This is a genomic window from Streptomyces cinnamoneus (assembly GCF_014650495.1).
In the GTDB taxonomy this organism is placed as follows: Bacteria; Actinomycetota; Actinomycetes; order Streptomycetales; family Streptomycetaceae; genus Streptomyces; species Streptomyces cinnamoneus.
The window spans coordinates 1-24339 of the sequence record NZ_BMVB01000033.1 but is presented as its reverse complement, the minus strand read 5'-3'; the positions used below and the strand labels follow the sequence as shown (position 1 = coordinate 24339).

22 protein-coding genes are annotated in these 24339 nt (G+C 74.2%); 10 read left to right on the top strand and 12 right to left on the bottom strand.

Annotated elements, in window-relative coordinates:
- Window positions 1-45 precede the first annotated feature (45 nt).
- Genes IE182_RS28840 through IE182_RS28830 form a run of 3 tightly spaced genes read left to right on the top strand, consistent with a single transcriptional unit; the run spans window position 46 to window position 2938 of the window.
- Window positions 46-1077: a FecCD family ABC transporter permease gene (locus IE182_RS28840; RefSeq protein ID WP_190112917.1), complete on the top strand. Its 1032-nt coding sequence runs from the start codon at window positions 46-48 to the stop codon at window positions 1075-1077.
- Window positions 1074-2129 carry a FecCD family ABC transporter permease gene (locus tag IE182_RS28835; RefSeq protein WP_229845203.1) on the top strand — a complete coding sequence of 352 codons (1056 nt, stop codon included), beginning with the start codon at window positions 1074-1076 and terminating at the stop codon, window positions 2127-2129. The genes IE182_RS28840 and IE182_RS28835 overlap by 4 nt, the downstream gene beginning before the upstream one ends.
- Window positions 2126-2938, top strand: coding sequence for an ABC transporter ATP-binding protein (locus IE182_RS28830; RefSeq protein WP_190112916.1), 813 nt, complete (start codon window positions 2126-2128; stop codon window positions 2936-2938). The genes IE182_RS28835 and IE182_RS28830 overlap by 4 nt, the downstream gene beginning before the upstream one ends.
- Window positions 2939-3166: 228 nt before the next feature.
- Here the strand turns inward: IE182_RS28830 and IE182_RS28825 are convergent, their stop codons facing one another.
- Window positions 3167-4171, bottom strand: a complete 1005-nt coding sequence (locus IE182_RS28825; protein ID WP_190112915.1) for a hypothetical protein — start codon at window positions 4169-4171, stop codon at window positions 3167-3169.
- A 154-nt stretch (window positions 4172-4325) separates the two neighbouring features.
- Here IE182_RS28825 and IE182_RS28820 point away from each other — a divergent pair, with 154 nt between their 5' ends.
- Entirely contained in the window at window positions 4326-6818 is a 2493-nt protein-coding gene (locus IE182_RS28820) for a helicase C-terminal domain-containing protein (RefSeq protein ID WP_190112914.1), read from the top strand.
- Here IE182_RS28820 and IE182_RS28815 read toward each other — a convergent pair.
- The 3 genes from IE182_RS28815 to IE182_RS28805 form a co-directional block, all read right to left on the bottom strand.
- The gene (locus IE182_RS28815; RefSeq protein ID WP_190112913.1) at window positions 6781-8259 is read right to left on the bottom strand and encodes a PTS transporter subunit EIIC; all 1479 of its coding nucleotides are present in this window, start codon (window positions 8257-8259) and stop codon (window positions 6781-6783) included. The genes IE182_RS28820 and IE182_RS28815 overlap by 38 nt on opposite strands.
- 32 nt (window positions 8260-8291) lie before the next feature.
- Entirely contained in the window at window positions 8292-9233 is a 942-nt protein-coding gene (gene murQ / locus IE182_RS28810) for an N-acetylmuramic acid 6-phosphate etherase (RefSeq protein WP_190112912.1), read from the bottom strand.
- 80 nt (window positions 9234-9313) lie between these two features.
- A complete protein-coding gene (locus IE182_RS28805) occupies window positions 9314-10252 on the bottom strand; it encodes a MurR/RpiR family transcriptional regulator (protein WP_190112911.1) in 939 nt (312 codons plus the stop codon).
- A gap of 63 nt (window positions 10253-10315) precedes the next feature.
- On the opposite strand from IE182_RS28805, the gene IE182_RS28800 reads away from it, so the two are divergent.
- Both IE182_RS28800 and IE182_RS28795 read left to right on the top strand, forming a co-directional pair.
- Window positions 10316-10678, top strand: a complete 363-nt coding sequence (locus tag IE182_RS28800; protein WP_190112910.1) for a DUF8819 family protein — start codon at window positions 10316-10318, stop codon at window positions 10676-10678.
- Window positions 10675-10962 (top strand): DUF4031 domain-containing protein, encoded by a 288-nt coding sequence (locus tag IE182_RS28795; RefSeq protein WP_268249642.1) that lies wholly within the window; start codon window positions 10675-10677, stop codon window positions 10960-10962. The genes IE182_RS28800 and IE182_RS28795 overlap by 4 nt, the downstream gene beginning before the upstream one ends.
- 4 nt (window positions 10963-10966) lie before the next feature.
- Here IE182_RS28795 and IE182_RS28790 read toward each other — a convergent pair whose 3' ends face one another.
- Window positions 10967-11644 carry an HD domain-containing protein gene (locus tag IE182_RS28790; RefSeq protein WP_190112909.1) on the bottom strand — a complete coding sequence of 226 codons (678 nt, stop codon included), beginning with the start codon at window positions 11642-11644 and terminating at the stop codon, window positions 10967-10969.
- A 202-nt stretch (window positions 11645-11846) separates the two neighbouring features.
- On the opposite strand from IE182_RS28790, the gene IE182_RS28785 reads away from it, so the two are divergent.
- Both IE182_RS28785 and IE182_RS28780 read left to right on the top strand, forming a co-directional pair.
- Window positions 11847-12170, top strand: coding sequence for an alpha-amylase inhibitor (locus tag IE182_RS28785; RefSeq protein ID WP_190112908.1), 324 nt, complete (start codon window positions 11847-11849; stop codon window positions 12168-12170).
- A gap of 157 nt (window positions 12171-12327) precedes the next feature.
- Entirely contained in the window at window positions 12328-13026 is a 699-nt protein-coding gene (locus tag IE182_RS28780; protein ID WP_190112907.1) for a copper homeostasis protein CutC, read from the top strand.
- Between the two features lie 264 nt (window positions 13027-13290).
- Here the strand turns inward: IE182_RS28780 and IE182_RS28775 are convergent, their stop codons facing one another.
- Window positions 13291-14547, bottom strand: coding sequence for an MFS transporter (locus IE182_RS28775; RefSeq protein WP_190112906.1), 1257 nt, complete (start codon window positions 14545-14547; stop codon window positions 13291-13293).
- 101 nt (window positions 14548-14648) lie between these two features.
- On the opposite strand from IE182_RS28775, the gene IE182_RS28770 reads away from it, so the two are divergent.
- Entirely contained in the window at window positions 14649-15008 is a 360-nt protein-coding gene (locus tag IE182_RS28770; RefSeq protein WP_190112905.1) for an ArsR/SmtB family transcription factor, read from the top strand.
- On the opposite strand, the gene IE182_RS28765 is transcribed toward IE182_RS28770, so the two are convergent.
- Window positions 15009-17081: a HelD family protein gene (locus IE182_RS28765; protein WP_229845201.1), complete on the bottom strand. Its 2073-nt coding sequence runs from the start codon at window positions 17079-17081 to the stop codon at window positions 15009-15011.
- Window positions 17082-17365: 284 nt separating this feature from the next.
- On the opposite strand from IE182_RS28765, the gene IE182_RS28760 reads away from it, so the two are divergent.
- Window positions 17366-17506 carry a hypothetical protein gene (locus IE182_RS28760; RefSeq protein ID WP_190112904.1) on the top strand — a complete coding sequence of 47 codons (141 nt, stop codon included), beginning with the start codon at window positions 17366-17368 and terminating at the stop codon, window positions 17504-17506.
- A gap of 26 nt (window positions 17507-17532) precedes the next feature.
- Here the strand turns inward: IE182_RS28760 and IE182_RS28755 are convergent, their stop codons facing one another.
- The 5 genes from IE182_RS28755 to IE182_RS28735 all read right to left on the bottom strand — a co-directional run bounded on the left by IE182_RS28755 (window position 17533) and on the right by IE182_RS28735 (window position 24150).
- Window positions 17533-19182, bottom strand: a complete 1650-nt coding sequence (locus IE182_RS28755) for a DNA repair helicase XPB (RefSeq protein WP_190112903.1) — start codon at window positions 19180-19182, stop codon at window positions 17533-17535.
- Window positions 19183-19277: 95 nt separating this feature from the next.
- Window positions 19278-21014 (bottom strand): serine/threonine-protein kinase, encoded by a 1737-nt coding sequence (locus IE182_RS28750; RefSeq protein ID WP_190112902.1) that lies wholly within the window; start codon window positions 21012-21014, stop codon window positions 19278-19280.
- 177 nt (window positions 21015-21191) lie between these two features.
- The gene (gene groL / locus IE182_RS28745) at window positions 21192-22814 is read right to left on the bottom strand and encodes a chaperonin GroEL (protein ID WP_071961765.1); all 1623 of its coding nucleotides are present in this window, start codon (window positions 22812-22814) and stop codon (window positions 21192-21194) included.
- A gap of 398 nt (window positions 22815-23212) precedes the next feature.
- Window positions 23213-23419, bottom strand: coding sequence for a cold-shock protein (locus IE182_RS28740; protein ID WP_005486335.1), 207 nt, complete (start codon window positions 23417-23419; stop codon window positions 23213-23215).
- A 455-nt stretch (window positions 23420-23874) separates the two neighbouring features.
- Window positions 23875-24150 (bottom strand): MoaD/ThiS family protein, encoded by a 276-nt coding sequence (locus IE182_RS28735; protein ID WP_190112901.1) that lies wholly within the window; start codon window positions 24148-24150, stop codon window positions 23875-23877.
- Window positions 24151-24339 lie beyond the last annotated feature (189 nt).

Here is a 24339-nt window from a genome sequence, read left to right as displayed (position 1 = left end):
ACCAGCCGTCGCGGTCCGATCCGGCCGTCCGCCGAAGTGGAAGCAATGTCAGCCGCCGTCCCGATCAGCAACCCCAGATCGTCCCTGGTCCGCCGCCGCGTCGGCTGGACGGCGGCAGCGGTCGCCGCCCTGCTGGTCGCGGTCCTGCTCAGCCTCGCCGCGGGCAGCCGCCCGGTGGCGCCGTCCCAGGTCGCGGGCGCCCTGCTGCACGACGGGACGGACAAGGCGTCCGTCATCGTGCGCAGCATGCGGCTGCCCCGCACGCTCATCGGCGTGATGGTCGGCGCGGCCCTGGCCATGGCGGGGGCGGTCATGCAGGGCATCACCCGCAACCCCATCGCCGACCCCGGCATCCTCGGCGTCAGCCAGGGCGCCTCGCTGGGCGTGGTGCTGGCGATCGCCGTCGCCGACGTGCACGCGCTGAACGGCTACGTGTGGTTCGCGTTCGCGGGCGCGGCCGTGGCCGCCGTGGGCGTGTACGCCATCGCCTCGCGCGGCCGCGGCGGGGCCTCCCCGGTGAAGCTGGCGCTGGCCGGGGCCGCGGTCAACGCGCTGCTGGTCTCCGTCATCTCCGGCGTCCTGACGACCGAGGCGTCCGCGCTGGACGAGTTCCGCTTCTGGCAGGTCGGCTCGATCGCCGGGCGGGACGCGGACCTCGTCGGCCAGATCTGGCCGTTCCTGCTCGTGGGCGCAGTGCTGGTGCTGTCGGTGGCCCGCGGGCTGGACGCGCTCGCGCTGGGCGAGGACGTGGCCCGGGGCCTGGGACAGAACGTGGCGCTCGTACGGATCGCGGGCGGCCTCGGCGCGACGGTCCTCACCGGCGTGGGCGTCGCGGCCGCCGGCCCGATCGCCTTCCTGGGCCTGGCGGTGCCGCACATCGCCCGCGCGGTCGTCGGCAACGACCACCGCTGGGTGCTGCCGATGGCGGCGTTCCTGGGGCCGGTGGTGCTGCTGACCGCCGACGTCATCGGCCGCGTCGTCTACGCCCACAGCGAGGTGCCCTCCGGTGTGATGACCGCACTGATCGGCCTGCCCTTCCTCGTCACCCTCGTGCGCCGCAAGGCGGTGGCGGCGTGAGCGCCACCGCGCCGGTGCGGCCGGCCGGGTACGCCCTCGTCCGGGCCGGGCGCGGCTCGTTCCTCGTCCACCGGCGGGCCACCGCCGTGGCACTGGGCCTGACCGTGCTGCTGGCCGCCGCCTGCCTGCTGTACCTGTGCGTGGGCAAGAGCTGGGTCGCGCCGGGCGAGGCGCTGAAGGTGGTGTTCGGCCGGCCCTCCGCGCAGGAGCTGACCGTGGGCTCCTTCCGGCTGCCCCGGATGACGGTCGGCCTGCTGGCCGGTGCCGCCTTCGGCGTGGCGGGCGCCCTCATCCAGACCGTGGCCCGCAATCCGCTGGCCAGCCCCGACATCATCGGCGTCAGCCAGGGCGCGAGCGCCCTGACGGTCGGTGCGATGACCTATGGCATCACCTCCTACGCCGCGCTGCCCTACGTGGCGGTGGCGGGCGGGCTGCTGGCCGCGGCGCTCGTGTACGCGTTCGCCTGGCGGGGCGGGCTGCAGGCCGCCCGCTTCGTGCTCATCGGCATCGGCTTCGCGATCGCGCTGCGCTCGGTCACCCACCTCTTCCTCACCAAGGGCGACTACCTCGTCGCCCAGCAGGCGAAGGTGTGGATGACCGGCTCCCTCAACTCCCGCGGATGGGACGAGGCGGCCCCGCTGGCCTGGACGCTGCTGGTCCTGGTGCCGTGCGTGTGCTGGGCGGCGCGGGCGCAGCGCACGGTCTCGATGGACGACGACACGGCCACGGCGCTCGGCGTCCGGCTGGGGCGGGTGCGGCTCGGGCTGGCGCTGCTGGGCGTGGTCCTGGCCTCCGTCGCCACGGGCGCGGCCGGGCCGGTGGACTTCGTGGCGCTGCTCGCCCCGCAGATCGCCCGCCGGATGACGCGCACCGCGCAGATCCCACTGCTGTGCTCGGCGCTGACGGGCGCATTCGTCGTGGTCGTGGCGGACCTGCTGGGACGCAAGCTGTTCGAGCCGACGGAGCTGCCGGTGGGTGTCCTGACCGCAGCGGTGGGCGCCCCCTATCTGATCTGGCTGATCGCCCGCAGCCGCACCGGAGGAAGAGCGTGAGCACGACCGACGTCCCGGCGGCGAGCCGCCTGGCCGCCCGCGGCCTGACCCTCTCCTACGAGGACCGCACCGTCGTCGACGGCCTCGACCTGGAGATCCCGGACGGCGAGGTCACCGTCGTGGTGGGCCCCAACGCCTGCGGCAAGTCGACGCTGCTGCGCGCGCTCGGCCGGCTGCTCAAGCCGGCACGGGGTGCGGTGTTCCTCGACGGCGAGGAGCTCGACCGCCTCCCGACGCGCCGGATAGCGCAGTCGCTGGGCCTGCTGCCGCAGACGCCGGTGGCGCCCGAGGCCATCACCGTGGCCGACCTGGTCGCCCGCGGCCGGCAGCCGCACCAGCGCTGGTGGCAGCAGTGGTCGGAGGCCGACGAGCGTGCGGTGACGGACGCCATGGCGCGCACGGACGTCACGGCCCTGGCCGGCCGCCCGGTGGACGAGCTCTCCGGCGGCCAGCGGCAGCGCGTGTGGATCGCGATGGCGCTCGCGCAGGAGACGGACCTGCTGCTCCTGGACGAGCCGACGACGTACCTCGACATCTCCCACCAGGTCGAGGTCCTGGACCTGGTGCGCCGGCTCAACCACGAGCGGGGCCGCACGGTGGTGGCGGTGCTCCACGACCTCAACCAGGCGGCGCGCTACGCGGACCACATCGTGGCGATGAAGGCGGGCCGGGTGGTGGCCGCCGGCCGGCCGTCGGAGGTGGTGACGGCGGAGCTGGTGCACGAGGTCTTCGGACTCGCCTGCGTGGTCGTCCCGGACCCGGTGACGGGCGGCCCGTTGGTGGTCCCGGGCAAGCCGTGGGGGGCGTGACCTCCGCCCGGAGCGGACGGAGGTGCGCCGCGGCGGCGGCAGGCGGGCTCCGGCTCGGCCGCCGCGGGCAGGGCCGTAGGCGTGGCCCGCCACTTGGACAGACCAGCGTGCGTCACGGCCGGCAGAGGGCCCGGCCTCCCGTGGCCGGTCGGTCCGGCCGCCGCGGGCAGGCCATGAGGAGGATGGCCCACCGCCCCGTGGGTCCCGCCAGCGGCCGGCCGGGTCGGATCAGCCCGGGCGGCGGGCTCGCCACAGGACGAAGGCTGCCGATGCCACCGCCGCCACCTTCACCACCACCGGCAGCGTCTCGGACAGCGCCGTCCCCATCTCGCCCTCCGCTATCGGCGCGCCCCAGCGGCCGTTCATCCGTCCCCACAGCCACACCAGGCCACCGGCCACCACCAGCCCGGGCACGCCCATGACGGCCAGCTTCGACTCCGTCTGCGTCAGCCGGCGCGTGACGTAGGCCAGGGCCCAGCCCGCGACGATCACGAGCCAGTTGCCGAGGACGGCGCCGGTCACGAGCAGCAGGGCGACCAGCAGGAGCAGCGGGCTCATGGGGACGCCGGCGCGCGAGTACCAGAAGCGGAAGCGGCGGTCCGGGGGCTCCTCCTCGTCCTCCTCCGGCTCCGGCGCCGCCCGCCGCTTCCCCGGCTTCCCCGGCGTCTCCGGTTTCTCCGGCTTCTCCGACGCCTTCGCGCCCTCCGGCGCACCGGCCTCCGTGCCGCGCCGCGCCTCCCGGGGCTCCGCGGCCTCCGGCGGCTTCAGCATGTCGGGGATCTCGATCCCGCCGACGAAGCCGTGCACCTCGTCCCCGCCCCGGAAGGGCCCCGGTTCCAGGCCCCACCCGTCCGGGTGAACGCCGCTGACCGGGCGCAGCTCCTCCTCCGTGGCCAGGTGCGGCGGCAGCGCCGCGCCCGGCACGCGGCGGGCGGCCGCGGCCTCGCCGTACTGCCGTTGGACGGGAACACGCCCGGCCCCCTCCGCCCCACCGCCTGCGCCACCACCGGTGCCGGCGACGGCCACGGCCTCGGCGGGGGTGCCGAGCCCGTCGAGGATGCGCTGCACGGCGGTCGGGCTGTCCGCCCCCTCCGCGGCGCGGCGGCGTTCGATCTCGGCGCGCAGCCGGGAGACGAGGCGCATGCGGTCGCCGGAGGTGAGGGACTGTCTCTGGGCGAGGTCCCCGACCTTGCTCAAATAGTCATAAACAAGCTGATCGCTCTCGATCCCCATCGAAACCCCCAAGACCGCACGAGCCGTCGAACCCCACCGAAGGTACCGGTTTCCCGTCCTGTGGTCTCCGGGCGCGGGGGAAGCCGGGGGCCGGGCGGGTCCACGGCGGGCCGAAGCCCGTGCCGGCCGGCACGGACCCGGTACCGTAAGCAGAATGACCACTTCGCGGGAGACCGGCAGCACCGCCGACACCACGGGCTCGCCCGGCGTCGGCAGCGCACCGCGCACGCTCGCCGAAGAGCTGCGCACCCGTCCCGACGACGCCCTCGCCGGCCTGCTGCGGGCCCGGCCCGACCTGCTCAACCCGGTGCCCGGGGACCTCACGCAGCTGGCCACCCGGGCCTCGACCCGGGCCTCGGTCGTGCGCGCCCTGGACCGCCTGGACCGCTTCGCGCTGCAGGTCGCCGAGGCCCTCGCGGTGGCCCCGGACCCGTGCCCGTACGCCACCCTGGCCGCGCTCATGACCGGTGGGGAGGACCTCCCGGGCGCCGCGACCGGCGACGCGGTCGGCGCCGCGGTCGCGGCCGAGCTGCCGCGCGCGGTGGCCGCGCTGCGCGAGCAGGCCCTGGTCTGGGGCGGCGAGGACCGGCTGCGCCTGGTCCGCACCGCCCGCGAGCTCCTCGCCCCCGCCCCGCACACCCCCGGCGTCTCCTCCCCCACCGGCCTGGGCCCGACCGTCGCCGAGGCCGCGTCCGGGATGTCGCCGGGACGGCTGCAGGAGATCCTCGCCACGGCCGGGCTGCCCGCGACCCACGACCCGGTGAGCGCCGTCGCCGCCCTGACGGACCTGTTCCGCGACCGCCGGCGCATGGCCGCGCTGCTCGCCGGGGCGCCGGCCGAGGCCGCCGCCGTCCTGGACCGGCTGGTGTGGGGCCCGCCCCACGGCACGGTCACCGCCGACCCCGCCCCGCACCTGCGCTGGCTCCTGGACCGCGGCCTGCTGCTGCCCACCGGTCCCGGCGGGGTGGTGCTGCCCCGTGAGGCCGCGCTGCACCTGCGCGGCGGGCGCGCGCACCGCGCCCCCGAGCCGACGCCGCCGGAGCTCGCGCCCGTCACCGAGCACTCGGTGCGGCTGGTCGACACGACCGCGGCCGGGCAGGCGTTCATCGCCCTGACGACCGTGGAGGAGCTGCTCGGCGCCTGGGAGAGGGGCGGCCCGCTCGTGCTGCGGGCCGGCGGCCTGAGCGTACGGGACCTCAAGCGCACCGCGGCCGCCCTCGACGCGACCGAGGCGGCCACCGCGTTCTGGGCCGAACTCGCCTACGCGGCCGGGCTGCTCGCCTCGGACGGCGAGGTCGACGAGCGCTACGTGCCCACCCCCGCCTACGACGACTGGCTGCTGCTGCCCGCCGAGCAGCGCTGGACCCGGCTGGCCACGGCCTGGCTCGCGGCCACCCGCACCGCGGGCCTGGTGGGCGAGAAGGACGCCAAGGGCCGCACGGCGGCGGCGCTGGGCCCGGAGCTGGACCGGGGCCCCGCCCCGGAGGTGCGCCACCGCGTGCTGACCCTGCTCGCCGGGCTGCCCGAGGGGGCGTCGGTCCCGCCGGACACCCTGCTGACCAGGCTGCGGTGGGAGCGCCCGCCCCGCACGGCCACGGACGACCTGCGGTCGCGGCTGGCCCTGTGGACGCTGGACGAGGCCGAGCAGCTCGGCGTGACGAGCCGGGGCGCGCTCTCCGGCCACGGCCGCGCCCTGCTGCGCGAACCGGCCGCCGCGGCCGGCGTGCTGGCGCCGCTGCTGCCCGAACCCCTCGACCACGTCCTGCTGCAGGCCGACCTGACCGCCGTGGCCCCGGGCCCGCTGCGCCGGCCGCTCGCCCGGACCCTCGCCGTGCTCGCGGACGTCGAGTCCAAGGGCGGCGCGACGGTCTACCGCTTCACCCCGGACTCCGTGCGCCGCGCCCTCGACGCGGGCCGCACCGCGGCGGACCTGCGGGCGTTCCTGACCGGGCACTCCCGTACGCCCGTTCCGCAGCCGCTCGCCTACCTCATCGACGACATCGCCCGCCGCCACGGCCGGCTGCGGGTCGGCGCCGCGTCCTCGTACCTGCGCTGCGACGACGAGTCGGTGCTGGCCGAGATCCTCGCCGACCGGCGCTCGGCCCCGCTGCGGCTGCGCCGCCTGGCGGCGACCGTGCTGGCCTCCCAGGCCGCGCCGGACGCCCTGCTGGAGGGGCTGCGCGCGATGGGCTACGCCCCGGCCGCCGAGTCCGCGGAGGGCGACGTCGTCGTCACCCGCGCGGACACCCACCGCACGCCACCGCGCACGCCCCCGGCGCCCGTTCCGGACGGCCCGCCGGTGCCGGACGCCACGCTCCTCGGCGCGGCGGTCCGCGCCATCCGCGCCGGCGACCTGGCCTCGACCACCCCGCGCAAGCCGGCCGCGGCCCCCATGACCACGGCCGGCGGCCTGCCCCGCACCACCTCCGCCGACACCCTGGCCACCGTCCAGGCCGCGGTCCTGACGGGCGCCGCCGTGTGGATCGGCTACGTCAACGCCGACGGCGCCGCCAGCCAGCGCGTCATCGCCCCCATCCGGGTCGAGGGCGGCTTCGTGACGGCCTACGACCACACCGCGGACGAGGTGCGCACGTATCCGCTGCACCGCATCACGGGCGTGGCGGAGCTGGCGGACGACGTGGTGTGAGACGGCGGGGTGCCGGGCGGCGCCCGTCCGTCCCGGGGCGGTCCGGCGTCCTCTCCTCGCGCAGCCCGAAGAAGTACGTGGCCAGGAAGCCGGTCCCGTACCCCACCAGCAGCCCGACGCCGTAGATCGCCACGGTCCGCCCGAGCCCGTGGTTGCCCTTGAGCAGGGGGAAGAGGGCCCAGCCCGACGGGCCGATGGCGGTGGAACCGACCTTGTCGCCCAGCTGGTTGAACAGGCCGACGACCGCGCCGCCGAACGCGCCGCCCACGCACGCCGTGACGAACGGCCGTCCCAGCGGCAGCGAGACCCCGTAGATCAGCGGCTCGCCGATGCCCAGCAGCCCGGCGGGCAGCGCCGACCGGATGGTCCTGCGGACGGAGGTGTTGCGCGCGAGCCGGACGTAGACGGCCAGCGCCGCCCCGACCTGTCCCGCGCCCGCCATGGCGAGGAGCGGCAGCAGGACCGTGTAGCCCTGCTCGGCGATCAGCGTGGTGTGCAGGGGGATCAGCGCCTGGTGCAGCCCCACCATCACCAGGGGCAGGAACAGGCCGCCCAGTACGAAGCCCGCCGCCGCGCCACCGCTGCCCAGCAGCCGGTCCGCGACGTGCCCGATCGCGGCCGACGCCCCGCCCGCCAGGAACATCAGCCCGTACAGCGTGGCCAGCCCCGGCAGCAGCACCGTCAGGAACGGGGTGACGAGCACGTCGACGGCCTCCGGCACCACCCGCCGGCACCCCTTCTCGACCTGGACCGCGAGCAGCGCCGCCGCCAGCGCCCCGAGGACCCCGCCCTGGCCGGGCGCGAGGTGCTGGCCGAACGCGTCGACGTGGGCGACGCCCGGATACACGACGACGGCCGCGACCGCGCCGCCCAGCACGGGCGTCCCCCCGAACTCCTTCGCCGTCTGGTGGCCGACGAACACGGCGATGAGCGACATGAAGCCCGCGGCGACGGCGGTGAGCGCCGGCACGAGCGAGGGCAGCCAGTGCAGGTTGGCGAGGAACCCCGCGAGGCCGGCGATGATGCCGCAGCCGATCAGGGCGGGGATCAGCGGCACGAAGACCTGCGCGATGCGGCGCAGGAGGAGCTTGAACGGGGTGGCGTTGCGCGCCTTCCGTCCGGCCCGCAGGGCCGCCCCCCGCTCGGCGAGGGACTCGGCGGTGACCGCCGTCGCCGTCCCCTCCAGCTCCGCGGCCACGCGCGCGACGGCGCCCGGCCCCAGCACGATCTGGTACTGCGCCGGGGAGGACGCCGCGTCCTCCACCACGCCGAGCACGCCCGGCAGCGTCCGCAGCCCGTCGCCGTCGACGAGCGAGCGGTCGCGGACCTCGACGCGCAGCCGGGTCATGCAGTGGGTGGCGGACAGGAGGTTGGTGGCGCCGCCGAGGAGGGGCAGGAGTGCGGCGGCGGTGGCGCTGTGCTTGCTGTCGTCCGATGACATGTGGCCTTGCTCGGTTCGGGGATGACACCACGTCAGGGTGGGGTGGCCGCCGCGCGCAGGGCGGCGCGCAGGTGCCCGTGCGACGCGTCGAGCAGCCGGGCCGCGGTGGGCCCGTCGACGTCGCCGAGGAGGACGAGGATGGCGTTCTTGACCTCGCCGTCGGTCGCGGCCAGCGCGTCCTCGATCTCGCCGTCCGCCGCGCCCGTCGCGAGGGCGACGATGCGCCGCGAGCGGGCCCGCAGCTTCTCGTTCGAGGCGCGGACGTCGACCATCAGGTTTCCGTAGGTCTTGCCGAGGCGGATCATCGTGATGGTCGAGAGCATGTTGAGGACGAGCTTCTGTGCCGTGCCGGCCTTCAACCGCGTCGAGCCGGTGAGCAGTTCGGGCCCGACGACGACCTCGACCGCGTGCTCGGCGGCCGCGCCCAGCTCGGAGCCGGCGTTGCAGGCCAGGCCGATGGTGAGCGCCCCGGCGGCGCGCGCGTGCCGGACCGCGCCGATGGCGTACGGGGTGCGGCCGGAGGCGGAGACGCCGACGACGGTGTCGTCGGCCCCCACCTTCAGCGCGTCCAGGTCGGCGGCGGCCAGCCCGGCGCTGTCCTCGGCGCCCTCGACGGCCGCGACCAGGGCGCCGGGCCCGCCCGCTATCAGGCCGACGACCTGCGCGGGGTCGGTGTTGAAGGTGGGCGGGCACTCACTGGCGTCCAGCACCCCGAGCCGCCCGGCCGTACCGGCGCCGGCGTAGACGAGCCGGCCACCGCGGGCCATCCGGGCGGCGGTGGCGTCGATGGCGGCGGCGATCTCGGGCAGCCGCTCGGCGACGGCACCGGCCACCGTCGCGTCCTCGGCGTTCATGATCGTGGCGATGTCGTGGGTGGACAGCTGGTCGATGTCGGCGAGGTCCGGCCGGAACGCCTCGGTGGTGAGCGTGGCGAGCTGGGCGCGGAGGGCGGCGAAGGCGGCGGTCGAGGTCATGATGATCTCCGTGCGGGCGGACGGAACACGGACGGAACACAGGCGGACGCGACGCGGGCGTACGGGGGCGTACGGGAACGTCAGCGCCGGTCGCGCGGGTCGTGCCGGTGCGCCAGCGCCTCGTACGACGCGGACAGCGCGGGCGCCGCGTCGTCGTACGTGCGCTGGGCGACGCCGATGAACAGGCAGTCCACCACGAGAAGCTGGCTGGTGCGGCTCGACATGGCCGCGGGCCGCAGCTCACTCTCCCGTGCGGAGGACGTGGTGAGGATGTGGTCGGCGTACTGCGCGATCTCGCCGCCCGGCCGGCCGGTGATCGCCACCGTCGTCGCGCCGCGCTCGAAGGCGACCCGCAGCGGCTCGATGACGTCGGTGGTGCGCCCGGAATGGGTGATGGCGATCGCCACGTCGCCGGAGCGCAGCTGGACGGCGTTGGTGACGGCCAGATGGGGGTCGGCGGGCGCGTGGGCGATCAGGCCGATGCGCAGCAGCTTCTGGACGAGGTCCTGCCCGACGAGGTTGGAGGCGCCGATGCCGTAGACGTCGATGCGCCGGGCCCCGGCCAGGGCGGCGACGGCGGCCTCCAGGGCGGTGGTGTCCAGCCCGGCGGCGGTGTCCGCCAGGCACTGCGCCTCCTCCTGCGCGAGCTTGGCGACGACGCTGGCCAGCGGGTCGTCGACGGCGATGTCGGCGGTGACCGAGGGCGCCCGGCCGGCCGCCTGCTCGGCGGCGAGCGCGGCGAGCGCGAGCCGCAGGTCCCGGTAGCCGGGGTAGCCGAGGATGCGGGCGGTGCGCACGACGGTGGCCTCGCTGGTGCCGGTGCGCTCCGCGAGCCCGGTGACGGTGAGCGCGGCGGACCCGGCCGGATCGTTCGCCACGGCCTCCGCGACGCGCTGCATGGAGCGGGTCATCGAGGGGGCGAGCGTACGGACCTTGGCGGCGAGGGCGGCCGGGGGCGTCGGGGTGGCAGGGGGCGTCGGTGCGGAGGTGCCGGCAGTTTCTTTCACCTTGCTGCTCACAGCTCGAAAGGTATTTTCGGCCCGGTGTGCCGTCAACCCTCCGGCGAGCCGACAATGGGTCACATGGAGCTCGAACAGGCACTGCACACGGCGCGGGCGCTGGTCCTCGCCGACCTCGTGGCCGGCGATGCGGCGGAGGCCGACGTGGTCTCGCTCGTGGAGGACGCGGTGGCCCACCGCAGGTGGTGGGTGGAGCAGTGGCCGGAGGGCGTCGCGTTCCTGCCCGGCCTGGTGGCCCAGGACGTCCAGGACGCGCTGCTGGAGCGGCACGGCCGCTGGCCGCTGTGCCCGGTCTGCACCGACTCGGGCGACCCGCACGCGCTGGAGGTCGAGCCGGAGCTGGGCCCCGACCCGCACTGGGCCTGCACCAAGCAGGCGGTGCTGGTGGCGCGGGTGGGCTCGCTGGCCACGGCCCTGCGCCGGTGATCTACATCGACCCGCCGAACTGGCCGGGTCACGGCCGCATGTGGTCGCACCTGATCAGCGACGAGTCCTTCGACGAACTCCACACCTTCGCGGCCCGCCTGGGCGCCCCGCCCCGGGCGTTCGACGGCGACCACTACGACGTGCCGGCGGCCTCGTACGCGGAGGCGGTGCGGCTGGGCGCCACCGAGGTGGGCAGCAAGGTCCTGGTGCGCCTGCTGAGGGAGGCGGGCCTGCGACGCCCCAAGCGCACCCGCGGCGTGCCCCGGGGGACGGGCGGGGCCTGACCTCTCAGGCGGTGAGCAGTTCCAGTTCGGTGGTGAGGTTACGGCGCGCGAGCAGCTCCCACCGGTCGTGCCCGAGTGGCGTGCGGAACAGGCGCGGCAGGGCCAGCAGCCGGCGGAGCACGTCGGCGCGGCCGGCCCGGAACGCGTCGTCGGGCACGAAGCCGTACTCCTCGCGGACCGCCGCCGCGTAGGCCGCGTACTGCTGCGGCGTCCCGCCGAGCACGGCGAGGTCGGCGTCGCACAGCGTCTCGCCGTTGTGGTCGCCGGGCGCGGGGTCGTGGCCGACGGTCAGCCGGACGAGCCGGGCGACCTCGGCGGTGCGTCCGGGGTCGACGCCCAGCTCGGCCAGGGCCCGCTCGGCGAGGTGGGCGGAACGCTCCTCGTTCTCGGAGCGGTCGGGCCGGTAGACGGCGTCGTGGAACCAGGCGGCCAGGCGGACGGACTCGATGTCGTCGGCGTGCGCGGCCAGGGCGTCGAGGTGCCCGAGGACGGCGTCGAGGTGATCGGCGGTGTGGTACCGCCGCTGCGGCTCGGACCACCGGCCGAGGAGGTCCTCGGCGTACGGACCCGGGTCGGGCTCGGCGGCGGCACGGACCTGCTCGACGGTCTGCCGCCAGCGGGCCCGCAGGCTCTCGTGCCGGGCGTGCGGGGGGCCGGACGGGCCCTCGGGGGTGTCTGCCATGGGCACCAGTGTGGGGCACGGTGACGGCCGGGCCGAAACCGTCCGGAAATGGCATGCCCATTGGCCGGAATCATCAACCGGCACGCGCGACACCCGGATGGAATTATTCGATTCACCCTTTCCCGCCCGCCCTCCCGCGAATAGCTTTCCGGAGAAAAATGCACGCGCATTACCGGAATTGCATATTTCAATTGGAGGTAACATGAACAAGCTGGTAAAGGCGGCCGCCGTGACGCTCGGCGGGGTCGCCCTCATCGGCGCCGTCTCGGGCACGGCCCAGGCGGCGACCTCGCCGGCGACGGCGGACGCGCCGGGCTGCGTCACGCTCGACGCCCCGTACACGATGTTCGGCGGCATGGTGAAGGCCACGGTGACCAACGGCTGCACGCAGCCGGTCAACGTCAGAATTGTTTACCCCAACGGCCCCGGCCGGACGTGCCACACGGTGGCACCGCAGCAGAGCGTGGTGGAGTCCTACTGGTCCTTCGGCTTCGGCTGGACGGCCAAGAGCCTGATTTCCTGCTGACGACACCGCACAAACCCCCGGCATGCGCGCCACTTCCCGTCGATGCCCCTGACGGCGCGCATGCCGGGCGCCGGGCACCCGCACCGGCACCGCCCCCATCGGGGGAATCCCGGGGTTCGGCTTCCTGCCCGGTCCACGGGTGTGGGAGGCTTGTTACATGTCTAGACCAATTCTTGAGGTGATCGCGCTCGGCCCCGAGGACGCGGTGGCGGCACAGTCCGGAGGTGCGGACCGGCTCGAACTGGTCAGCGACATGGCCGCGGACGGGCTCACCCCGGCCCGCGAGACCTTCGCGGCGGTGCGCGCCGCCGTCGACATCCCCGTCCGGGTGATGCTGCGCGCCACCGACGGCTTCGCCGCGGGCGGCGCGGCCGCCCTGGCCGCTCTGTGCGAGGAGGCGCGGGCGCTGCGCGCGGAGGGCGCGGAGGAGTTCGTCCTCGGCTTCCTCACCGACGACGGCCGCGCCGACCTGGCGGCCGTCTCCGACCTGGCCGAGGCCATCGGGCCGCGGGCCCGCTGGACGTTCCACCGCGCCATCGACCGTGCGGCCGACCGCAACGCCGTGCGCAAGCAGCTCGCCGACCAGCCGGGCCTGGACACCTACCTCACCGCCGGCTCCGCCTCGGGCGTCGACGACGGCCTCGCCACGCTCCTCGCGGAGGCGGCCCGCGGCGACGAACCGGGCTACGAGCCGCGCATCATGGCGGGCGGCGGCCTCCAGCTGAAGCACGTGCCGGTGCTGCGCGAGGCAGGCGTCACCGCGTTCCACATCGGAACGGCGTCGCGCCCCGCGGGCTGGGACTCCCCGGTCTCCCCGTCCGCGGTCCGCACCTGGCGCACAACCCTGGACGGCTGAGCCCCCGCCCCCGACGACGGCCGGGGGCGCAACACCGCAGACACCCGGGGCCACCTCCGGCGACCCCGTCCCCCGCCCACCGCCCCAGGCACTCGGGCCCCCGCTACCCCCTCGCCCGGGGCCGCCCCCTGGCTGCCCCTCCCCCACCCGCCGTCACAGGCGCCCGGGCCCCGGCCACCGCCGGAACGTGCCCGGGGGCCGGGGGCTTGCCCACGGTTTCGGGAAGGGGCGGGGCTGGGGAAAGAAAGCCCGCCGCAACGGCGCTCAGCCCCCGCGGCGCACCCCGGCGGTGCCCACCGCCCCCGGCCCGGCGGCAGCCGCCCCCGCGGCAGCCGCCCCCGCCCCGGCGTCAGACGAGACGGACACCGGCACCGACGCCCTGCCCCGTCCGCCCCCCGCCGTGGCCACCGCCAACCCCGTCGCCGCCAGCGCCAGCACCGTCCCCGCCAACGGGAACCACCGCTCCCCCAGCAGTGCGATCGCCGCGCTCCCCGTGCCGCCGCCCGCCGCGATCCCCAGGTACAGCGCACTGCTGTTGAGGGAGATCAGCAGCGGCGCGCTCGGCGGGTCGATCGATGCCAGGCGGTGCGGCAGGGCCACGCCGATTGCCCAGCCCGCGAGCGGGCCCACCACGGCGTACGCCATCGCCCCCGGCATCGTCCGCCCCAGCCACGGCAGCGCGGCGAAGGCGGCCGCGGCCGCAAGGCCGGCGACGAGGAGCACGGACCCCGCGCCCAGCCGGTCGACGGCCCGGCCCCCGAGCCAGCTGCCGGCCACCGACGCCACGCCCGTGACCAGCAGCACCGCGCTCAGCCGGTCCGCGTCGCCGCCCGTCGCGCCCTCGACCGCGGTGGCGAGGTAGACGTACACCGCGTTGATGGCGAGGAAGAAGGCGAACGTGGTCGCGGCGGCCCCCACGACCCGCCGGTCCCGCAGCGGTTCCAGACGCCGACGCAGCGTCAGCGAGGCGGCGGGCGCGGGGAGTTCGCGCAGGAAAACGGCCTGCCCGGCGCAGGCGAGCACGCCGAGGGCGACGACGAGCCACATGGTCAGCCGCCAGTCGGTCCGTCCGATGTAGGTGCCGAGCGGCACGCCCAGCGCCGTCGCGACGGTCATGCCGCCCATCACGGTGGCCAGCGCCCGGCCCCGCCGCTCCGGCGGTACGAGCGAGGTGGCGACCGCGTTGGCGGTCGGCGTGTAGAGCGCGGCGCCGGCCGCCGCGAGCACCCGGGTGGCCAGCAGCAGCCCGTACGTCGGCGCGACGGCGCTCAGCGCGTTCGCGACCGTGAAGAACGCGAGTGCGGTGAGCAGCAGCCGGCGCCGCGGCCACCGGGCGGTCACCGTGGCGAGGACGGGCGCGAGGAGCGCGTACGCGAGGGCGAAGACGGTCACCATCTGGCCCGCGGCCGGGACGGAGACGTCCAGGTCGCGGGCCACGAGGCCGAGGATGCCGGCCATGACCATCGAGTCCGTGCCCACGGCGAACGCCCCCAGGGCCAGCAAGAGCAATCGGAAACGCACAAGGTCCTCCCCCGAACGACCACTAAAGTTTGACGCACGCCAAACAATAGAGACTGTTGGACAGATATCCAACAGTTAAGTGGTCATCGATCGGAGGAACCATGGACAACGACGGCGAGTGGCTGCCCCAGCCGGACGTCGCGGACATCCAACTGGCCAAGGTGCTGCACGCGTTGGGCGACCCCGTGCGCCTGCGCCTGTTCGCGATCTACGCGACCGGCGAGCAGTACGACTGCTCCTCCGAACGGCTCGGCCTCGGCCACCTCCACAAGTCGACCGTCTCGCACCACATGCGGGTCCTGCGCGAGGCCGGGCTCACCTCCACCCGGGCCGTCGGCCGCAACCGCTACGTGCGCCTGCGCCGCGCCGACCTCGACGCCCGTTTCCCCGGACTGGTGAAAGCCCTCCTCACGGCGGCGGAGGGCCTCGACGACCTCGACGACCTCAAGCCCGCGGACTAACTAGGGAGTGTCCGAGGCGGCCAGCCGCTCCGGCAGCGGCTCCGCGTGCAGCACCGTCAGCCCCGACACCGCCCGCGTCAGCGCCACGTACAGCCGCCGCAGCCCCGTGCGCTCGTCCGGCTCGCCCGCGACGACCGCCGCCGGCTCGTCCAGCACGACGTAGTCGTACTCCAGGCCCTTGGCCAGCGACGCCGGCACGAGCGTCAGCCGGGCCTCGGCCGAGCTCTCCTCGCCGGGCGCGAGGTACGGCAGGCCGGCCGCCACGAGCAGCCCGCCCAGCACGGCGATCCGGTCGTCCGCGGCGATCAGGCCGATCGAGCCCTCGCGCCCGAGCGCCTCGCGGCACGCGGCGACCACCGCCGCGTCCAGCTCCCCGGCCGCCACCTCCCGCACCGCGAAGTCGCCCGCCGCCTCACGCACCGACGTCGCCTCCGCCAGCCCCGGGGCGATGGCCGGCAGCAGGCGCGACGCGTAGGCGATGACCTCGCGCGGCACGCGGAAGCCCTGCGTCAGCTCCTCGACGGCCGCGTCCGGCTTGCCCAGGTGGGCCAGCGCCTGCTCCCAGCTCGCCGTCGCCCACGGCGTCGTCCCCTGCGCGAGGTCGCCGAGGATCGTCGCCGAACCCGTCGTGCAGCGACGACCGACCGCCCGGTACTGCATGGGCGAGAGGTCCTGCGCCTCGTCCAGGACGACGTGCCCCAGCGACGGCGTGCGCGCCACCAGGTCCATCGCCTCGTCGACCAGCACCGCGTCCGCCGCCGACCACGCGGCCGACTTCACGCCCCGGGCCGGGCGCGCCCACAGGACCTCCCGCTGCTCGTCCTCCTCCAGCACCCCGTCGGCGTGCTCCGCCAGGAACTCCGCGTCCGACAGCAGCCGCAGCACGAGCTTCGCCGGGTCCACGGCGGGCCAGATCGTCTTCACCGCGGCCTTCACCGCGGCGTTGCGCGCGACCGCGTCCTGCACCCGGTCGTCGGGCGCCTCGCCGGCCTCCTCCATCCGTACGAGCACGGCGTGCGCGATGCGCTGCGGCAGGGCCTCACGGGCGGCGCCGTAGCGGATGTCGCGGGCGAGCAACTCCCGCACCATCTCCTCGATCTCGTACGCCGGCACCCGCCAGCGCCGCGACCCGCGCGCCACGATCACCGGCTCCACGGGCATCGTCACGCCCGCCCGCACCGCCCGCCGCAGCACCTCCGCCATGCGGGCGTCGCCCTTGAGCCGGGCCGCGGCGGCGGAGTCCGTCCCCCGCACCTCCACGTGCGCGACGAGGTCGTCGACCGTCGCCTGCGCCACATTCAACTCGCCCAGCGCCGGCAGGACTTGCTCGATGTAGTGCAGGAAGGACCGGTTCGGCCCGATGACCAGCGTGCCGGTGCGGGCGAGCCGCTCGCGGTGGGCGTACAGCAGGTACGCGACGCGGTGCAGGCCGACGGCCGTCTTGCCCGTACCGGGGGCGCCCTGGACGCACACCGTGCCGCCGATGCCGGCCCGGACGATCTCGTCCTGCTCCGGCTGGATCGTGGCGACGATGTCCCGCATGGGGCCGACGCGCGGCCGCTCGATCTCGCTCTGGAGCAGCCGGCTCGCCCGGTCGCCGGCCGCCGCGTCCGTCAGGTCCTCGTCCTCGTAGGCCGTCAACTCGCCGCCGGTGTAACCGAAGCGGCGGCGCAGCCGGACGTCCATGGGCTCCTTCTTGGAGGCCCGGTAGAACGGCTGCGAGACGGGCGCACGCCAGTCGATGACCATGGGGTCGCCGACGGCGTCGTGCACGTGCCGGCGGCCGATGTAGAACTGCTCGCCCTCGGCCCCCTCCGCCTGCTCCGCGCCCGGGGCGTGCAGGTAGTCGAGCCGGCCGAAGAAGAGCGGGGTGTGCGCGAGGTCGGCGAGGGCGGTGATGCGCTCCTCGATCTGCCGCTGCAGGATGACGGCGTTGACCCAGTTGGCCGTGACGTCCTTGATGTCGAGGGACTCGGCATCGGCCCGCATCGCCCGCAGCGCGGCCCGGGAAGAGGCCAGGTGGGCGCGCTCACGGTCGAGGGGGTCGGTCACGTTCGTTACGTGCGCGGGCACGGCAGGGCCTCCAGGCGTACGGCGGTGTGAGCGGGGAACCGCCCGGTTACCGACCGGACGGAGGCGCTCCCGGAAGCGGTGCGGGCGGGAGGCGGCGGGAAGGGGGGATTGTAGTCGGGGCGCCCAGGGGCACGCGACCGATTTATCCCCCACCCCTGGCGTACCTCAGGGTCACCGTCGTCCTCCCGTAGGGGACGGCATGATTCCTGGGTCGTACGCGGGCGCCCGCGCGTTTACACCGGCAGGCCGATGCCGACGGGGCCGCGGAAAACCATCATGGAGACATGACCACGGCATCCATCACCCCGGACCCCTCGGCCCCCGCCAAGCCCCTCGCCACCGCCCTCCGCGCGATCAAGGCGTTCGCCGGCGCGGCCGTCAGCGTCGTCGTCCTCGGCGAGTACGCCGACAAGCGCAGGGCCTAGGCCCTGCGCGGGCGCCCCGCCCCCCGTCAGGCGTCCTCGCCCGCCAGCAGCGAGTCCGCGTCCACGATCCGGTACGCATACCCCTGCTCGGCCAGGAAGCGCTGGCGGTGCGCCGCGAAGTCCTGGTCGACCGTGTCGCGGGCGACCACGGAGTAGAAGCGGGCCTCGTGACCGTCGGCCTTCGGGCGCAGCACGCGGCCCAGCCGCTGGGCCTCCTCCTGGCGCGAGCCGAAGGTGCCCGACACCTGAATGGCCACCGTCGCCTCCGGCAGGTCGATCGAGAAGTTCGCGACCTTGGAGACGACCAGCACCGAGATGTCGCCCTGCCGGAAGGCGTCGAAGAGCTTCTCGCGCTGCGCGTTGGTCGTCTCGCCCTTGATGACGGGCGCGTCCAGGTGCTCCCCCAGCTCGTCGAGCTGGTCGATGTACTGGCCGATGACCAGCGTCTGCTCGCCCCGGTGCTTGCGCACCAGCGCCTCGGTGACCTTCCGCTTGGTGGCCGTCGTGGCGCAGTAGCGGTACTTCTCCTCCGTCTCGGCCGTCGCGTACGCGAGCCGCTCGGAGTCGGTGAGGTTGACGCGGACCTCGACGCAGTCGGCGGGCGCGATGTAGCCCTGGGCCTCGATCTCCTTCCAGGGCGCGTCGAAGCGCTTGGGACCGATGAGGGAGAAGACGTCCGACTCCCGCCCGTCCTCGCGCACGAGCGTCGCCGTCAGCCCGAGCCGCCGCCGCGCCTGCAGGTCGGCGGTGAACTTGAAGACGGGCGCGGGCAGCAGGTGCACCTCGTCGTAGACGACCAGGCCCCAGTCCCGGGAGTCGAAGAGCTCCAGGTGCGGGTAGATGCCCTTCCGCTTGGTCGTGAGCACCTGGTACGTGGCGATGGTGACCGGGCGGATCTCCTTCTTCGTCCCGCTGTACTCGCCGATCTCGTCCTCGGTCAGCGAGGTCCGCTTGACCAGCTCGTGCTTCCACTGCCGCGCGGAGACGGTGTTGGTCACCAGGATCAGCGTGGTCGCCTTGGCCTGGGCCATCGCACCCGCGCCGACGAGCGTCTTGCCGGCACCGCAGGGCAGCACCACGACGCCGGACCCGCCGTGCCAGAAGCCCTCGACGGCCTGCCGCTGGTACGGGCGCAGCGCCCAGCCGTCCTCGGCGAGCTCGATCGGGTGCGCCTCGCCGTCCACGTACCCGGCCAGGTCCTCGGCGGGCCAGCCCAGCTTCAGCAGGGTCTGCTTGATCTGGCCCCGCTCGGAGGGGTGCACGGCGACCGTGTCCGGATCGATCCTGGCCCCGACCAGCGGCACGATCTTCTTCGACCGGAGGATCTCCTCCAGCACCGGCCGGTCGGTGCTCTCCAGCACCAGCCCGTGCGTGGGGTGCTTGAGCAGCTTCAGCCGCCCGTAGCGGGCCATGGTCTCGGCGATGTCGACGAGCAGGGCGTGCGGCACGGGATAGCGCGAGTACGTGACGAGCGCGTCCACGACCTGCTCGGCATCGTGCCCGGCGGCCCGCGCGTTCCACAGCCCCAGCGGCGTCACCCGGTAGGTGTGGATGTGCTCGGGCGCCCGCTCCAGCTCGGCGAACGGCGCAATGGCCCGTCGGCAGGCGTCCGCCTGCTCGTGGTCCACTTCCAGCAGCAGGGTCTTGTCGCTTTGAACAATGAGGGGGCCGTTCACGCGTCACCCTTTCGGTATGGCTAAACCTCCAGTGTGCCGCATGAGGGAGCGGTGCCGGAGGGCGTCGGCGCTGCGCACCCTCCGTGGGCCGGTCCCTAGCAGGGGGTCGACGGTCCGCTCTGGCGGGTGAGGTTGTCGTTGGACATCCAGCCCGAGGTCTTCGTGCCCTCCACGCGGACGTAGGTCCACGTGTTGCCGTGCGCGTTGACGACGGAGCAGTGGTACCAGAGCTTCGTGCCGGACTTGGCCAGGGACACCGACGGGCAGTTCTCGTACGGGCCGGTCTGCAGGTGGTAGCTGCCCGACATGTAGCCGTAGCTGCCCGGGGCCGGATCCCGGTGGCTCCAGCCGCTGCAACTCTTCGACACGGAAGTGGGCTTGGCCGACGCGGATGCCGACGCGCGCGGGCTCGCGCCGCCGGCACTGCCGCTCGGCCGCGGCGAGGGCTTGCCGGACGGCTTCCCCTGGACGGACGGCGAGGTGCCCGGGGAGTTCCCGTCGGCGGCTGCGCCTCCGCTCGGTCCGCCGCTGCCCGAGGGCGAGCCGGCCGCGGGCGCCGCCTGCGCCCCGCCACCGCTCTTGTCGCCGTACTCGCCGGTCAGGGCGTAGGTGACGCCGGCGCCGGCGAGCACCACCGCGGCCGCCACCGCGATGACCGTACGGCGGCGGCGCCGTGCGCGATCGGCAGCGGGGCGGCTGTCGCCGGGATCACCGGGCCGGGCGAAGGGGGCCGGCCCGCCGGGCGGCGGGTAGCCGACGTGCTGCGGCTGCGGGGACGGATGCGGCTGGGGCTGCTGGTGGAACGGTGCGGGGCCGAAGCCGGGCGGGGGCGGCGGCACGGCGGCGGGCGTGACCGGAGGGACGGCGGCCGACGGCGTCGGCACGGCCCCCGGCCCGGCCCCTGCCCCGGGCGGCGGGGCGGCGACGGTGGGCGGGTGCGGGGGAACGGGGGCCTTGGGGGCGACGTTCACCGTCCCGCCCGCAGCGACCTGCTCCAGCATCCGGCGCGCCTGGTCGGCGGTGGGCCGGTTCTCCGGCTCCTTCGCCATCAGCGCCTGCAGCACCGGGGTGAGCGGGCCCGCACGGCGCGGCTCCGGCAGCGGCTCGTTGACGATCGCCGTCATCGTCGACCACACGGACGTGCGGCGGAACGGCGAAGCACCCTCGACGGCCGCGTACAGCGTCATGCCCAGCGACCAGATGTCGGACGCGGGGCCGGGCTCCCTGCCCTGCGCCCGCTCCGGCGGCAGGTAGTCGATGGAGCCGATGATCTGGCCGCTCTGGGTCAGCTTGGTCACGGCGTCGCCGTCCGACGCCTCCATGGTGGCGATGCCGAAGTCGGTCAGGACGACCCTGCCGCCGCGCTCCAGCAGGACGTTCGCCGGCTTGACGTCCCGGTGCAGTACGCCGGCCCGGTGCGCGGCGTCGAGCGCGTCCATCAGCTCGGCGCCGATGGCCGCGGCCTCGTGCGGCTCCAGCGGGCCGCGCTCTTCGAGCACGTCGTCGAGCGAGGGGCCGTCGACGAGTTCCATGACGATGACCGGCAGGCCCTGCTCCTCGGTCACGTCGTGCACGGTGACCACGCCGCCGTGCCGGATGCGGGCGGCGGCCTGCGCCTCCCGCTGCATGCGGGCCCGCAGATCGGCCAGGTCGGGTGCGGAGGCGTCGGTGTAGACCCGAAGGATCTTGACGGCCACCTCGCGGCCCAGCAGTTCGTCCACCGCCCGGGCGACCACGCCCATGCCGCCGCGCCCGATCGTCGCCGTCACCCGGTACCGCCCGCCGAGCACCTGCCCGACCAGCTCTCCGCCGTTCGCCTCCCCCGCCGTCACCGCACGCTCCCTTCCCTCGTGTCCGTATGTCCGTCACATGACAACCTGCGCGCCCCAAGGGTAGAGGCATCGCCGGAGCCCACGGCTGCGGCCGGGAACGCCACCGGGGCGGCACCCCCGCGAGGGAGTGCCGCCCCGGTGTCCTGGAAGGACAGGCGATCAACCGTCAGAGGTCGATCAGAAGTCCATCTCACCGCCGGGCATGCCGCCCGGAGCGGCCGCAGCGGCCTTCTCCGGCTTGTCGGCGATGACGGCCTCGGTGGTCAGGAAGAGCGCGGCGATGGACGCGGCGTTCTGCAGGGCGGAGCGGGTGACCTTCGCCGGGTCGATGATGCCCTCGGCGATCATGTCGACGTACTCGCCCGTGGCGGCGTTGAGGCCGTGGCCCACGGTGAGGTTGCGGACCTTCTCCACGACGACGCCGCCCTCAAGACCACCGTTGACGGCGATCTGCTTGAGCGGGGCCTCCAGGGCCAGCTTGACGGCGTTGGCACCGGTGGCCTCGTCGCCCTCCAGCTCCAGCTTCTCGAAGACCTGGCTGGCCTGCAGCAGGGCCACGCCACCACCGGCGACGATGCCCTCCTCGACGGCGGCCTTCGCGTTGCGGACGGCGTCCTCGATGCGGTGCTTGCGCTCCTTGAGCTCGACCTCGGTCGCGGCACCGGCCTTGATGACGGCCACGCCGCCGGCCAGCTTCGCCAGGCGCTCCTGCAGCTTCTCGCGGTCGTAGTCGGAGTCGCTGTTCTCGATCTCGGCGCGGATCTGGTTGACGCGGCCCTGGACCTGGTCGCTGTCACCGGCACCGTCGACGATGGTCGTCTCGTCCTTGGTGATGACGACCTTGCGGGCGCGGCCGAGCAGGTCGAGACCGGCGTTCTCCAGCTTGAGGCCGACCTCCTCGGAGATGACCGTGCCACCGGTGAGGATGGCGATGTCGCCGAGCATGGCCTTGCGGCGGTCGCCGAAGCCCGGGGCCTTGACGGCAACGGACTTGAAGGTGCCGCGGATCTTGTTGACGACCAGGGTCGACAGGGCCTCGCCCTCGACGTCCTCGGCGATGATCAGCAGCGGCTTGCCGGACTGCATGACCTTCTCCAGGAGCGGCAGCAGGTCCTTGACCGAGCCGACCTTGGAGTTGACGATCAGGATGTACGGGTCGTCGAGCGACGCCTCCATACGCTCCATGTCGGTGGCGAAGTACGCCGAGATGTAGCCCTTGTCGAAGCGCATACCCTCGGTGAGCTCCAGCTCCAGACCGAAGGTCTGGGACTCCTCGACGGTGATGACGCCTTCCTTGCCGACCTTGTCCATGGCCTCGGCGATGAGCTCGCCGATCTGGGTGTCGGCGGCGGAGATGGAGGCGGTGGAGGCGATCTGCTCCTTGGTCTCCACGTCCTTGGCCTGCTCCAGCAGGGCGGCGGAGACGGCCTCGACGGCCTTCTCGATACCGCGCTTCAGCGCCATCGGGTTGGCACCGGCGGCCACGTTGCGCAGGCCCTCGCGGACCAGCGCCTGGGCGAGGACGGTCGCGGTCGTCGTGCCGTCACCGGCGACGTCGTCCGTCTTCTTCGCGACCTCCTTGACCAGCTCGGCGCCGATCTTCTCGTACGGGTCCTCCAGCTCGATCTCCTTGGCGATGGAAACACCATCGTTGGTGATCGTGGGGGCGCCCCACTTCTTCTCAAGGACGACGTTGCGGCCCTTGGGGCCGAGGGTGACCTTGACGGCGTCGGCGAGCTGGTTCATACCGCGCTCAAGGCCGCGCCGCGCCTCCTCGTCGAACGCGATGATCTTGGCCATGTGAAGTGGTCCTCCCGGACTGGGGGTGGATTGCTCCGGACCGCACAGGCGCCCGCGACGGACGGCCCGCGCACCCTGCGGTTCCTTGCCCCGCTTGGCTCGCAGACCTCACCGACGGTCCAAATCTGTCACTCTCACCCGGAGAGTGCTAAGCCCAATGATTAGCACTCGACCCACCCGAGTGCAAGCGGTCCGCCCGGTATCCCACCCCGAGTGGCAGGGGGTACGGCCCCGCAGCGACCCGCGCCGGATGCAACCCTGCCCCGCCCGGGGCCCGCGCACACCCCGTCGGCCCCTTACGACGCGCACCCGCACGCGCACACGCACGAGGGGCCCGCGCCTTCACAGGCGCGGACCCCTCGTACGAGCTGAGTGAGCCGGTGGTCGATGCGACGCGATCAGCCGGCCGCCAGCCTCACCATGTCGGCCTGCGGACCCTTCTGGCCCTGCGAGATCTCGAACTCGACTCGCTGCCCCTCTTCGAGGGTGCGGTAGCCGTCCATCTGAATCGCGCTGTAGTGGACGAAAACATCCGCACCACCGTCGACCGCGATGAAGCCGTACCCCTTCTCCGCGTTGAACCACTTGACGGTGCCCTGAGCCATGCCTAACTCCCCTATTACTGGCCCTTGCACAGGACCGCACCTCGCGGACCCGGGTCAGACCTCACCCCCAGACAGGTTGGAGGTGTGCGCCGGAACGCGTCGACCGCGGCTGAATGTATCTGCACGGATGCCGTCTGCAACAGGTCAGTCGGACGAGAATTCCAGGCGTGGCCGATCGGCCATTCGTGCCGATTCACGGCACTTCCCGGGCAAGTCGGGCCGGGCAAAACGCCACCAACCCGGCAATTCGTACACGTGTTAACGGCACAAGTTGACGGGTTCTCATATGCGCTCGGCACTGACGCCGGAGGGGGAACGCCCCAACTGTATCGCGCTTCAACAGACGGAATCACCCCGTCCGTTTAACGGGCGGGGTGATTCCAGGGAATTGCTCAGGAACGCTGAGAAAAGCTCAGGCCATTGATCAGCCGGTGCGCGTGACCGCGTTCACCGGCTCAGCCGCCGGCCACCGCCGGAATGATCGAGACGCCGGCACCGTCCGGCGTGGCCGCGCCCAGCCCGCCCTCGAAGCGGACGTCGTCGTCGTTGACGTAGACGTTGACGAACCGGCGCAGCTTGCCGGACTCGTCGAGGACGCGGGCGGCGATGCCGGGGTGGTTGCGCTCCAGGTCGGCGATGACCTCGGAGAGGACGGCCCCCTCCGCGGAGACCTCGGCCAGACCGCCGGTGTAGGTGCGCAGGATGGTGGGGATGCGGACGTTGACGCTCATGGGATCACCTTGGTGTGAAGGCCGGACGCACTCAGCCCGTCCGGCGATGGAGGACCGGGGGCCGGGGGCAGAGCCCCCGATGACGGGAAGGGACGGGGCGGGGGCGACAGCCCCTAGTAGTGCTTTGTTAGGTGGTGTCGTAGGGCTGCCATGGGACGGTCTGTCGGCAGGTGGGGCAGGTTCCGGTCC